Here is a 12,816-nt window from a genome sequence, read left to right as displayed (position 1 = left end):
TTCCCTTAGTTCTGTTGTGTCCAGCCACATGCCAGATTGCGCCCGGCGGCGGCGGTGTTAGGGTTGGCGCCAACATAAGCGAAGACAGATCAAGGGAAAAGCAGATGGCAAAAATCGCGTTTCTGGGGCTCGGCGTCATGGGCTATCCGATGGCCGGGCACCTGCAGGCCGCGGGCCATGAGGTTACCGTCTACAACCGCACCGAAGCCAAGGCCAAGGCTTGGGCCGCCGAGCATGGCGGCCAGTTCGGCGCCACACCGCGGGCGGCTGCTGCGGGGGCTGAATTTGTAATGGCCTGCGTTGGAAATGACGATGATCTGCGCTCGGTCTGCCTGGGGGCGGATGGCGCCTTTGCCGGGATGGGCGAAGGGGCGGTGTTTGTTGATCACACGACGGTGTCGGAAACCGTGACCCGGGAACTGCATAGCGCCGCAGAGGAGAAAGGCATGTTCTTTGTTGATGCACCGATTTCCGGTGGTCAGGCAGGGGCGGAGAATGGCGTGCTGTCAGTTATGTGCGGCGGAGACGAGGCCGCTTACGCCCGGGTTGAGCCGGTGATTGATGCCTATTCCAAAATCTGCCGCCGGATCGGTGGCAGCGGCGCGGGGCAGCTGGCCAAGATGTGCAACCAGATTGCCATTGCCGGGCTGGTCCAGGGCTTGAGCGAGGCGCTGCATTTTGCCGAGAAGGCGGGCCTAGACGGGCGCGCGGTGGTCGAGGTGATCAGCCAGGGCGCGGCGGGCAGCTGGCAGATGGCCAACCGCTATGAAACCATGCTGGACGATCATTTCGAGCACGGCTTTGCAGTGGACTGGATGCGCAAGGATCTGGGCATCTGCCTGGACGCTGCTGATGCGACCGGTGCCAGCCTGCCGGTGACGGCCCTGGTGGATCAGTTTTACAAGGACGTGCAGAAGATGGGCGGCGGGCGCTGGGACACCTCATCGCTGTTCAAGCGGTTGCGCAGGCTGGACTGAGGAATAAAGAAATGGCCTTTCCTGAAGGAAAGGCCATGCCTCCGGCAGGAGTATTTCCGGCCAGAAAGAAGCGAAGGCTGTGGCCCCCGCCTTTGGGGCCGGTCAAGGGATGATGCGGGTGTATTTGGTGCCTTCCAGCGTCGCGCCGACGCGCAGGCCAGCCTGGCCGAAGACCACTGCGAGAATTGGGGAGGTCAGCGTATTTGTGTCGGCAGTCAGCGCATTGCCTTCATCTTTGATCACGTATTCCACATCTGCTCCTGCCGCCCAGCCGGTTGAGCGGCGGAACCCGGCCAGCGCGTCCTGAGTCATGAAAAACAGCACATGGGCATATTGCTGGGCGCCGATCTGCAGGCCGGCATTACCCTTGACAGTGGAGTAGTAATCCACCGTCACACCGTTGATCAGCAGGGCGCCGCGGCCATAGGCGCCGCCAAAGACAAAGCCTGCCTCGGTGACCAGCGGCATCACCAGCATGCCTGTTGCCTTCTCGGCCAAGGTGCGGGTGTTGGGGTACTGGCTGTACATCTGGTTCAGTGTTGCATCGACGCGGGCGTCGATCTTGGCGCCGTTGCTGTTGCCAACGCCGTTGCCGCAGGCGGCGGTGACGCCGGCGCCGGCCAGGGCCGTCAGGGCAAAACCGCGGCGGGTCATGCGGGAAGAGGAAAAACTGCTCATTTTTCAGGTGCCTGTAATGATTTGCTCCAAGGCCGGTATGCTCCGGCTCTGACCAATTGTATACGCGGAAAACCGCTGCCTGTCATCCGCTGCAAAGCGGATAGCGGCGGCTTCCCGCTGAACTGATCGCCTGCCGCGGCAATCGGCAGTGTCAGCCGTTCAACAGCCGGGCCGCGGCGGGTGCGGAATAAGTCAGAATGCCGTTGCAGCCCGCCCGTTTGAAAGCCATCAGGCTTTCCATCATCACCTTTTCGCCGTCGATCCAGCCGTTTTGCGCCGCGGCCTGGATCATCGCGTATTCGCCGGAGACCTGATAGGCAAAGGTCGGCACGCCAAAGGCGGATTTCACCCGGTGGCAAATGTCCAGATAGGCGATGCCGGGCTTCACCATGACCATGTCGGCGCCCTCCATCAGGTCGCGCTCAACCAGCCGCAGCGCCTCGTCGCTGTTGGCCGGATCCATCTGATAGGTTTTCTTGTCGCCCTTCAGCGCACCGGATGCGCCGACTGCATCTCGGAATGGTCCATAGTAACCAGAGGCGTATTTGGCCGAGTAGGAGAGGATCGCCACATTCTGGTGGGCTGCCTTTTCCAGGGCGCCGCGCATTGCCTCGATACGCCCGTCCATCATGTCGGAGGGTCCGATGATATCGGCACCGGCATCCGCCTGGGCGAGGGTCATCTTGACCAGCGCCTCGACGGTGGCGTCATTGACGATTTCACCGTCCACCACATAGCCGTCGTGGCCGTTGATGTTATAGGGGTCCAGCGCCACGTCGGTCATCACCGCGATATCCGGCGCGGCATCCTTAATCGCGCGGATCGCCCGGTTGGTCAGGTTATCCGGGTTCCAGGCTTCGGCGCAGTCCCCGGTTTTGAGCGAGGCATCGGTATAGGGAAACAGGCAGATCGCCGGGATCCCCAGTGCTTGCGCCTCAACCGCGGCTTCGGCAATCTTGTCCACTGATCGGCGCATAACGCCGGGCATCGAAGCAATCGGTTCCTCCAGACCTTCGCCGTCGCGGACAAACACCGGCCAGATGAAATCAGCCGGGGTCAGAGTGTTTTCCCGGACCAGGTCACGGATGGCCTGGCTGGCACGGGTGCGGCGCAGGCGGGCGGCGGGAAAGGGCGCGACGGTGGGCTTCATGGCGGTCTCTCGTTTTGGCTTGCCCATGGGTGGCATGGAAGCGCCCCCGGGAACAAGAGGCACAATCGCCGCGCCGGAAAACTTGTGCAGCAGGCAGGGCTTGCCTGCGCGCGTTTCCCGGTTGATATAGGGCCGGTTGACAAATTCCAGCCCGAAGACCTGCGGGCAGAACAGGGGGGCTGGCGTGGATCTGCTTCATATTATCTATGAGATGATTGAGCTGCGGTCATTCTCCAACCTGTGGTACTGGATTGCACTGGCGGTGCTGTGGTCGACGGCCAGCCATTGGATCCTTGGGGTTCCCTATGACATGGTCCAGCGGGCGCAGCGCAACGGCGGCCAGGCGGAACGCGATCTGGAGGATGTCGTTCGGGTCTATGTGAACCGTCTGCTGTACATTGCCGAGGTTTCGGGTCCATGGATTGTGGCCCTGTCCTGTTTCGTGATGTCCGGCCTGGCAGTGCTGGGCTTTGTATTCCTGCTGGAGATCGCCCAAGCGGTTTTCCTGCTGGTATTCCCCATGGCCGTGGTCGGGCTGATCAGCTTATTGACCGCGCGCCGGATCTGGCAGGAAGGTGCCACAGGCGTGGCTCTGCGCAAGCGATTGGCGTTCTGCCGGCTTTATGTGCAGCTCGTGGGGGTCATCTCCATTGTGGTCACCGCGTTCTGGGGCATGTATCAAAACCTGAACATCGGGGCATTCTAACTGGCGGGTAGTGACCCATTGAGGACACCCGGAAAGGATAAGGCATGGCACAGCGTGCAATCACCATGGGCGGCGCGCCTGAAGGGTTTGATGCCCGGCTGATCCTGAAGGAAGTGCAGAAATCAGGCGCGCCGGTTCTGCATGTGGCGCGCGACGACAAGCGGATGGAGGCAATGCGGTCTGCACTTGCCTTTTTCGCGCCGGAAATGCCGGTGTTCGCCTTTCCGGGCTGGGATTGCCTGCCGTACGACCGGGTATCGCCGAACGCCGATATCTCGGCTGCACGGATGGCGACTCTGGCGGCCCTGGTGCATCAAATGCCCAAGCAGTTTGTGCTGCTGACCACGTTGAATGCCGCCAGCCAGCGGGTGCCTGCGCGCGAGGTGCTGCGCGAGGCGGCCTTTACCGCCCGCGTCGATCACCGGATTGACGAAGGGGCGCTGCGCAGTTTCCTGGTGCGTATGGGGTTCACCCAAAGCCCGACGGTGATGGAGCCGGGCGACTATGCGGTGCGCGGCGGTATCATCGATATCTTCCCGCCGGGTGAAAGCGGCCCGGTGCGGCTGGATCTGTTCGGCGATGTGCTGGATGGCGCGCGCCGGTTCGATCCAGCCACGCAACGGACCACCGAGAAACTGGATGTGGTGGAACTGGCACCGGTATCCGAGGTGATCCTGGACGAGGCGGCGATCACCCGGTTCCGGCAGAACTACCGGATCGAATTCGGCGCTGCGGGCACCGATGATCCGCTGTATGAAGCGGTCAGCGCAGGCCGCAAGCACCAGGGGATCGAGCATTGGCTGCCATTCTTCCATGAAAAGCTGGAAACCCTGTTTGACTACCTGCCGCAGGCGACCGTGACGCTGGACGACCAGGTGACACCGGCGCGGCTGGCGCGCTGGGACACAATCGAGGACCAGTTTGAAACCCGCAAACACGCAATGGCGCAGAAGGGGCGGATTGATACCGTTTACAAACCCACGCCTCCAGGATTGCTGTATCTGGATGATGCCGCCTGGGAGGCTGCATCGGCAGAACACCGTGTGGTGCAATTGCACCCGCTGCCACAGGCTTCGGGCCCAGGGACTGTGGACGCAGGCGGGCGGATCGGGCGCAATTTCGCACCCGAGCGGCAGCAGGAAAGCATAAGTCTTTTTGGTGCCTTGGCGTCCCATATCAAAGCGCGGATGCAGGAGGGGCCGGTTGTTGTTGCCTCCTACTCCGAAGGCGCGCGGGAACGCCTGACCGGGCTGATCGAAGACGAAGGCCTGGCAGAAGCCATCCCGGTGATGGATGGCACGCGGATCGGAAAAAGCGGGTTGCATCTGGCGGTCTGGGCGCTGGAGCACGGGTTCGAGGCGCCGGACATGACGGTGATCTCGGAGCAGGATGTACTGGGCGACCGGCTGATCCGGGCGCCGAAGAAACGCCGCAAGGCCGAGAACTTCCTGACCGAGACGCAATCCCTCAGCCCTGGCGATCTGGTGGTGCATGTGGACCACGGTATCGGCCGCTACAAGGGGCTGGAAGTGGTGACAGCCGCAGGTGCCGCGCATGAGTGCATTCTGCTGGAATATGCCGAAGCGTCCAAGCTGTACCTGCCGGTCGAAAACATCGAGCTGCTGTCCAAATACGGCCATGACGAAGGCCTGCTGGACCGGCTTGGCGGCGGTGCCTGGCAGGCCAAGAAGGCCAAGCTCAAGGAACGCATCCGTGAGATGGCGGACAAGCTGATCCGTATCGCTGCCGAACGCGCCCTGCGCAAGGCGCCGGTGATGGACCCGCCGTCGCATGCCTGGGAGGAATTCTCGGCCCGCTTCCCCTATCAGGAAACCGAGGACCAGCTGCGCGCAATCGAAGATGTGATGGAGGATCTGCACTCCGGCCAGCCGATGGACCGGCTGATCTGCGGCGATGTTGGTTTTGGCAAGACCGAGGTGGCGATGCGGGCGGCCTTTGTCGCGGCGATGACCGGGCTGCAGGTGGCTGTGGTGGCGCCGACCACGCTGCTGGCACGCCAGCATGCAGCCTCTTTTGCCGAGCGTTTTCGCGGGTTTCCCTTGCAAGTCAGGCAGCTGTCGCGGTTTATTTCCGCCAAGGAAGCCGGCAAGACCCGCGAAGGACTGGCAAAGGGAACCGTCGATATCGTCGTCGGCACCCACGCAGTCCTGGCCAAGAACATCAAGTTCCAGAACCTCGGGCTGCTGATCATCGACGAAGAGCAGCACTTTGGCGTCGGTCACAAGGAACGGCTGAAACAGCTGCGCAGCGACATTCACGTTCTGACCCTGACCGCGACACCGATCCCGCGGACGCTGCAGCTCAGCCTGACCGGTGTGCGGGACCTGTCTATCATCGGCACCCCGCCGGTGGACCGTCTGGCGATCCGCACCTACGTCAGCGAATTCGACACCGTCACCATCCGCGAGGCACTGCTGCGGGAGCATTACCGTGGCGGGCAAAGCTTCTATGTGGTGCCGCGGATCACCGACCTGCCGGAGGTCGAGGCGTTCCTGCAGGCACAGTTGCCGGAGCTGTCTTATGTGGTGGCGCATGGGCAGATGGCAGCGGGGGAACTCGATGACCGTATGAACGCCTTTTATGACGGCAAGTACGACGTGCTGCTGGCGACGACGATCGTGGAAAGCGGCCTGGATATTCCTACCGCCAACACCATGGTGGTGCACCGCGCCGACATGTTCGGCCTCTCGCAGCTCTACCAGATCCGTGGCCGGGTGGGGCGGTCGAAAACCCGTGCTTACGCCTATCTGACGACCAAGCCGCGCCAGCGGCTGACACCGGCGGCTGAGAAGCGGCTGCGGGTTCTGGGCTCGCTGGACACACTGGGCGCCGGCTTCACCTTGGCCTCGCAAGACCTTGATATCCGGGGCGCCGGTAACCTGTTGGGAGAGGAGCAGTCCGGCCAGATGCGCGATGTTGGCTATGAACTGTACCAATCCATGCTGGAGGAGGCGATCGCTAAAATCAAAGCGGGCGAGATGGAAGGTCTATCGGATGCTGATGAGCAATGGGCGCCGCAGATCAACTTGGGCGTTCCGGTACTGATCCCCGAGGACTATGTGCCGGACCTGGACGTGCGCCTGGGCCTCTACCGCCGCTTGTCCTCGCTGTCGACCAAGGTGGAGCTGGAAGGCTTTGCCGCTGAGCTGATCGACCGTTTCGGCAAGCTGCCCAAGGAAGTGAACACGCTGATGCTGGTGGTTCGGATCAAGGGAATGTGCAAGCGCGCAGGCATTGCCAAGATGGACGGCGGGCCAAAAGGCGCGACGATCCAGTTCCACAATGACAAATTCGCCTCGCCGCAGGGGCTGGTGGAGTTCATCCAGGGCCAGAATGGTCTGGCTAAGGTCAAGGACAACAAAATTGTTATAAGGCGGGACTGGAAGAAGGACAGCGACAAGATCAAAGGGGCTTTTGCCATTGCCCGCGACCTGGCGGAGAAAGTCGTTGCGGAGAAGAAGAAGGCCAAGGCAAAAGCAAAGGTTTGATACTTGGAACCAAGGAGGATCAATTTTCCTTGGCAAATTTCTTCGAAGAAATTTTGGTCAACCGCAGCAGCTGTCCGGCTTTATGGGCCGCCTGGGTGCGGAAACAGGACGCAGCCACCACCTGGTCTGAGCGGGCCAGTGCTATATAAATTTTCTGTTTTAAGTGCCGGATTTTAAAATGTTAGCAATGGACCTTCCGGCATTAGTGCAGGCCTCTCAGGCTCCGGCTATTGTCCGGATGGATCGACGTGCGCGGCAGGGTACTATCCAGCCCAAAAAGTTACCTTTGCGGTACGCAATATCGCCGCGCAGCATTTTGGTTGTGATTTCATTAACCGCTTCGTCGCTTGACAAGCGGCCCGTTGCCGCAAATCCGATGGCGCGGGGGTGATGGCTGTTGGCAGTCAAGATACAATACAGGGATAGGTCGTCGGGCGGTTCCAGCGCCATGGCCTCGTCCCAGCGGCCAAACGAACCACAATCTGCGGCTGCAAAGCCATTTACCCATCAAAGAAATCCGCGATGGCCGGCTTTGGACCAGCAGCATTTCCGGCGGGGTAGCTTGCAGAGTACATAGATTGGCCCGCAGGGCAGGTTCGATCTGACCAAGAAATTCGCGCCGAAGAGTGCGGAATTGTAGTTATGCTTGCGGTAGCCTGTCTATATATTGAGGACGCCCTCGCGCTGGCCGAACTTTTGATCCGCCTCAATCGCCTTTTGGTTCCAGTGCGCGAGGCTGTGGAAATCAATTTGGAGCATGTCAATATGGGGCGGCATCTGTATCAGATGGCCTGCATCGGGCATCAGTGCGCGCAGGACATCGGCGGCCTTCAGGGTCTCTTCAGGCGCGGGCGGCATCTCCATCAGATGAACATCAATACAGATTCCCGGGATGCCGCATCGTTTTTGAGGCGTTGCTTATTGCCGATTTAAGTACTTCCTGAGCCTTCCCAGGTCGCGGCCCCGCCGGCAGGTTGGCCGGACTTTGGATCCCGCATCTTCCAGGACCTCAGCTTCAGTAGGCTTTAGGTATAGACCGCGCGCAGATCCAAATGGTCCCGGCAGGCGGCATAGGCTTGAGCATGGCGCCAGCGGAAGCGTAGTCTCAGGCGTGCATGTGCTCGATTGCGTCTCGAAGGGGATAGCGCGCCTGGATGGCGAGGATCAGCTGCCGAGGTTTTAATCGTGACCCATGAATATACCTCTCGCGGTGTCTGGAAAGGTCAGGCAGGGGCGTTCATCCGGACGAGTTATTTATTCGGCGGACAATTGCGCCTCCGCCCGTGCCATTTGCAGCATCAGCAGGAACGCAAGGCCGGCCATTGTCAGCAGCCCGGCGGCCAGCGGCAGCAGCGAACCGTCGAACAACAGGCCCACGGGGGCGGCAATTGCGGCGGCAAGAACAGTGGAGATCGCACCGATCACCGAGGCCGCCATGCCGGCGATATGGCCCATCGGCTCCATCGCAATGGCGTTGAGATTGCCAAGCGTGGTGCCCGCCAGAAAGAACACGCTGGTTTGCCACGCGACAAACAGGCCAAACAGCAGCGTTTCCGGCAGCGCCTGGCCGCTGAGCATCAGCATGATGGCGGAAATGCAGACCTGCGCAGCCAAAGACCAAGTCACGATCCTGCGCATGCCAACGCGGACAACGATGGCTGCGTTCAGCAGGCTGGCGGTTCCTGCCATCAAGGCCACAAATCCAAACCAGAAGGGGAAGCTGCCGGCGCGGTCAAAGATCACGTCATAGACTTGCTGCACCATTGTCAGCATGGTGAACAGCATGCCGAGGCAAAGGGTCTGCACCAGGATCGACAGGCGCACGGCAGGATGGGCGAACATCTCTTTCACGGCGCTCAGAAGCAGCGGCAGACGAAAGGGGCGGCGGTTTTCCAGTGCCAGCGTTTCCGGGAGGCGCAGACCCATCCACATCACGATGAGGATGGCGAAAACGGCAAAGGCCAGAAAGATACCGCGCCAGCTGGAAAACGCGATGATGCCTGCGCCCAGCATCGGCGCAAAGGCGGGAACCAGCGTGAAGATCATCATTGCAATCGACATCAGCCGCGCCATTTCCCGGCCTGAATAAAGGTCACGCACAATGGCAATGCCAACCACCCGCGGCCCGGCTGCACCCAGCCCCATGACGACGCGGGAGGCCAGCAGCAGCTCCAATGATTGCGCCTGCCAGGCTACGGCTGCTGCGACGATATACAGGGCTGCACCGCCGGCAATGACCTGCTTGCGGCCAAAGGTATCGGACAGCGGGCCGGTAAAGAACGTGCCGATCCCCATGCCCAGCACAAAGGAGGTCAGCACCAGCTGGGCACGGTTGCTGTCATCGGGGCTTAGCGCCTGGCCGATTTCGGGCAGCGCGGGCAGCATCGCGTCGATTGAAAAGGCAATGGTGGCAAACATCATCGCGATAAGCGCAATGAATTCAGCCTTGGCCATGCCATGGGCCGGAGATTGAACCTGAGACTGAGACTGAGACATTTGAATCCTCTAACAGCTCTTCAGAAGGTTCCGGGGATCAAGGCCGGTCCGGGAGCTGTCCGGTTCCGGTAGCACGAATCCATGAGCCGGACCAGCGCCCGGCTGCACAGGAAATTGTGCATTGTTGCGATGCTAAGTAGTTTCCGTGAGGTTATTCGGCCTCTGCGGCCTTCTGCTGCTGCAGGATGTCCTCAATCACTTGTTTCCACAGCTCCGGCGGCTGGGCGCCGGGCACGGCGTGCTGGCTTGCAACAATAAACGTCGGCACCGAACTTACCCCCATTTTACGGGAGTGGGCGTCGCGGTTCTGGATGGTCTGCACATCGCTGTCGCCTAGGAGCAGGCGCGCGGTGACGTCAGCCTCCATTCCAACCCCGCTTGCGATTTCCGTCAGAACCGCGTGGTCTCCGATGTCCTTCGCGTCAATGAAATAAGCTCTGAACAGGGCGTCCACCACCTGCGTCTGCTTGCCCTCGATCCCGGCCCAATGGATCAGCCGGTGCGCATCCAGCGTGTTAGGGGTGCGCGTCATCGCCTCGAAATTGATGGCGAGGCCGGCCTTTTCGGCGTGTTCCACCACTGGCGCATAAGCCTTCACCGCGCCGTCCTTGCCGCCGAATTTACGCTCCAGGTAGTCGCGCCGGTCCATGCCTTCACGCGGCATATCCGGGTTCAGCTGGAAAGGGTGCCATTCGATGATAAAGGGATGATCGGGCACTTCGGCCAGTGCCTTGTCCAGATGGGTCTTACCGATATAGCACCATGGGCAGATCGGGTCCGACAGGATGTCGAGTTTGACGTCGGTCATTTGGGTCATCCTTTGAACAGGGCGGGCAGGGCGCGGCGCAGCAGTTTGCCATTGGCACCCATAGGCAGGGCATCGAGGTGGACATAAGCGCGGGGCTGCTTGTAACGGGCCAGGCGCTGGGATGCAAAGGCCTGCAGCTGTTCCGGGATCAACTCTTCGGGACCGGTATAGAAGGCCGCGATGACATAGGTGTCCGGCTTTACCTCAACCGCTGCGGCACCGGCCTGGGTGATGCCGGGATGGGCGGCGAGCGCGGTTTCAACTTCGATCGGCGAAACCCGGTAGCCGCCGGCGTTCATCATGTCGTCTGCACGGCCCAGGTAGCGGATCTGGCCGTTCTCAGACATTGTGCCCTGATCACCGGTCAGGAACCAATCCCCCTGATAGCGGGCAGCAGTTTCTTCAGGCGCATTCAGATAGCCGAGCATCAGCCCCGGGTCCGAGCGGTGGATTGCGATGGTGCCTTCCTCCCCCATCGGAACCGGTCCGCCGCTGCCCAGTATGGCGGTTCTGCGGCCGGGTTGCGGCTGCCCGAGCGCTCCGTCCTGTGCAGGGCAGGACGGCGAAGAAGAAATGAAAGTGGAACATTCCGACATGCCGAAAGCCTCGAACAACCCGCAACCTGTTGCGGTCTCCCAGGCTGCGTGAAGATGGCGGGAAAGCTTTTCACCAGCGCAAAGCCCATGCCGCAAGTCCGGCAGTTCGAGCGGGCCGGCGTGCAGGAATTTCCGGTAAACGCCGGGGGCGGCGGCAAAGAGGGTTGCCCGGTGGCGGCGCAGCAGTGCGGGCAGGTCCGCTGGCGGGGTCCCAGGCTGCGGGATCAGCGCGGTTGCACCCGCCGCCCAGGGGTCCAGCAGGCCGGTGCCCAGCGTGTAAGTCCAGTTGAAAGCGCCAGCATGCAGCAGCCGGTCGTCTGCTGTCAGACCGTACCAGCCCTCCACCATCATCTGCCGCGCCCAAACTGCCCGGTGTGCGTGGGCGACGGCGCGCGGATTTCCGCTGGTGCCGGAGGTGTAGACCACATAGGCAAGCCGCTCCGGGTCTCCAAAAGCGTAATCACAGGGAGGCAGCCGGTGCATTTCCAGCAAGCTGGCGCTGCTGATTTGCAGCGGGTGACTCGCGCAAGCCACAGCAGGGTCGCGCAGAACTGCAGCCGGGTTCAGATCGGCGATCATCCGGGCGGTTTCGGGCGCTGTCAGCTGGGCTGAGGTTGGAACCGGTACCAGCCCGGCCGCAATGGCGCCGAGATAGGCAATTGGAAACTCCACCGTGTTCCCCAGCCGCATCAGCACGATGTCTCCGGGTTTCAGCCCAGCCTTGAGAAGCCCGGTCCCGGTGCCGCGCACGGCGGATTCAAGCCGGGCGTATGTCCAAACTTCGCTGCCATCGCCTTGCAGAACTGACAGCGCGGGTTTATCCGCCAGCCGCCGGGCATGGCGCAGCACATGGGCCGCGAGATTAAAGGGTGCGGGGCAGGGCGCAAAGGGCCCCTGATCAAAAACAGACAGCATGGCAATTGGGTAGCCCGCACCGTCCTGCGTTGCAAGCTGCGCCGGTGCGGCTTATAGAGTGGCTATGACTGGCCGTGACCCGAAATCCCTGATTACCATCGCCCGTGCAAACGGCGGAGATGACGAAGCAGAGCCATTGGACCTGGGGGCACGCGTGCGCGAACTGCGCAAGGCGCGGGATTGGACACTGGAGCATGCTGCCAATCAGGCCGGGCTGGCGCGTTCGACCCTGTCCAAGATTGAAAATGGCCAGATGTCACCGACTTATGAGGCGCTTAAGAAGCTGGCTGTGGGCCTCCAGATCTCGGTGCCGCAGCTGTTTACCCAGCCGCAGCGCGATCAGGTGAACGGGCGGATGACGGTGACCAAATCGGGTGACGGGTCAGCCCATGCCACCGCGACATATGAGCACGAGCTGCTGGCGGACGGTCTGTCGCGCAAGCAGATGCTGCCGTACAGGGCGCGGGTGCGGGCACGGTCGCTGGATGAATTTGACGGCTGGGTGCGCCATGATGGCGAGGAATTCCTGTATGTGCTGACCGGGGTGGTCAAGCTTTATACGGAGTTTTATGAGCCGATCGAAATGCGCCGCGGTGACAGCGCCTATTACGACGCGGCCATGGGGCACAATGTCATATCCGTCAGCCCTGAAGATGCAATGATCCTTTGGGTGACGTCGCTGGCTTGATTGCGGGACCTGAAACAGGGGCTGTGCTGCTAGTGCGGCCGCCCGTCCAGTTCTCTCAGCAGGCTTTCGATATAGAGGAAGTCGTCCACCTCCTCCCTGGCTTCGTTCAAGGTAAGGTGATGGGTGCGGGCCAGATAGGCAACAAATCTGTCCCGGTCATCCACAAGTGACGGCGCGTTGCTGGCTTTCAGATGCGGAAAGCGCTGTTTGATGCGGGGCATCCTGTCAATCCAGCTGGCAGCTGCTGTCTGTACAGGCATTGGGGGGCCTCCCTGACAAACGGATTTGGGTTG

At 61.4% G+C, this 12,816-nt stretch carries 11 protein-coding genes; 4 read left to right on the top strand and 7 right to left on the bottom strand.

The window, feature by feature from the left end; genetic code table 11:
* Positions 1 to 104: 104 nt before the first annotated feature.
* Entirely contained in the window at positions 105 to 977 is an 873-nt protein-coding gene (locus METH_RS09410; RefSeq protein WP_024090221.1) for an NAD(P)-dependent oxidoreductase, read from the top strand.
* Positions 978 to 1,079: 102 nt separating this feature from the next.
* Here the strand turns inward: METH_RS09410 and METH_RS09405 are convergent, their stop codons facing one another.
* Entirely contained in the window at positions 1,080 to 1,655 is a 576-nt protein-coding gene (locus tag METH_RS09405; protein WP_024090220.1) for a lipid-binding SYLF domain-containing protein, read from the bottom strand.
* 151 nt (positions 1,656 to 1,806) lie between these two features.
* Positions 1,807 to 2,805 (bottom strand): porphobilinogen synthase, encoded by a 999-nt coding sequence (gene hemB, locus METH_RS09400; RefSeq protein ID WP_024090219.1) that lies wholly within the window; start codon positions 2,803 to 2,805, stop codon positions 1,807 to 1,809.
* Positions 2,806 to 2,989: 184 nt separating this feature from the next.
* On the opposite strand from hemB, the gene METH_RS09395 reads away from it, so the two are divergent.
* On the top strand, positions 2,990 to 3,511 hold the full coding sequence (locus METH_RS09395) for a hypothetical protein (RefSeq protein WP_024090218.1): 522 nt from the start codon (positions 2,990 to 2,992) through the stop codon (positions 3,509 to 3,511).
* Positions 3,512 to 3,555: 44 nt separating this feature from the next.
* The gene (gene mfd / locus METH_RS09390) at positions 3,556 to 7,020 is read left to right on the top strand and encodes a transcription-repair coupling factor (protein ID WP_024090217.1); all 3,465 of its coding nucleotides are present in this window, start codon (positions 3,556 to 3,558) and stop codon (positions 7,018 to 7,020) included.
* A 660-nt stretch (positions 7,021 to 7,680) separates the two neighbouring features.
* On the opposite strand, the gene METH_RS22660 is transcribed toward mfd, so the two are convergent.
* From METH_RS22660 to METH_RS09370, 4 genes are all read right to left on the bottom strand, one after another.
* A complete protein-coding gene (locus tag METH_RS22660) occupies positions 7,681 to 7,884 on the bottom strand; it encodes a hypothetical protein (protein ID WP_024090215.1) in 204 nt (67 codons plus the stop codon).
* Positions 7,885 to 8,274: 390 nt separating this feature from the next.
* Entirely contained in the window at positions 8,275 to 9,516 is a 1,242-nt protein-coding gene (locus tag METH_RS09380; protein ID WP_052348692.1) for an MFS transporter, read from the bottom strand.
* Between the two features lie 151 nt (positions 9,517 to 9,667).
* Positions 9,668 to 10,333: a DsbA family oxidoreductase gene (locus tag METH_RS09375; RefSeq protein WP_044008377.1), complete on the bottom strand. Its 666-nt coding sequence runs from the start codon at positions 10,331 to 10,333 to the stop codon at positions 9,668 to 9,670.
* Positions 10,330 to 11,835, bottom strand: coding sequence for a class I adenylate-forming enzyme family protein (locus METH_RS09370; protein ID WP_024090212.1), 1,506 nt, complete (start codon positions 11,833 to 11,835; stop codon positions 10,330 to 10,332). Before METH_RS09370 ends, METH_RS09375 begins: the two co-directional genes overlap by 4 nt.
* A gap of 64 nt (positions 11,836 to 11,899) precedes the next feature.
* Between METH_RS09370 and METH_RS09365 the strand changes: the two genes are divergently transcribed.
* Positions 11,900 to 12,523, top strand: a complete 624-nt coding sequence (locus tag METH_RS09365) for a helix-turn-helix domain-containing protein (RefSeq protein ID WP_024090211.1) — start codon at positions 11,900 to 11,902, stop codon at positions 12,521 to 12,523.
* 29 nt (positions 12,524 to 12,552) lie between these two features.
* Here the strand turns inward: METH_RS09365 and METH_RS09360 are convergent, their stop codons facing one another.
* Complete coding sequence (locus tag METH_RS09360; RefSeq protein ID WP_024090210.1) at positions 12,553 to 12,783, bottom strand: hypothetical protein; 231 nt, start codon at positions 12,781 to 12,783, stop codon at positions 12,553 to 12,555.
* Positions 12,784 to 12,816: the final 33 nt, after the last annotated feature.

Source organism: Leisingera methylohalidivorans DSM 14336 (genome assembly GCF_000511355.1).
Taxonomy (GTDB): domain Bacteria; phylum Pseudomonadota; class Alphaproteobacteria; order Rhodobacterales; family Rhodobacteraceae; genus Leisingera; species Leisingera methylohalidivorans.
This window is presented reverse-complemented; position numbering and strand designations above follow the sequence as displayed.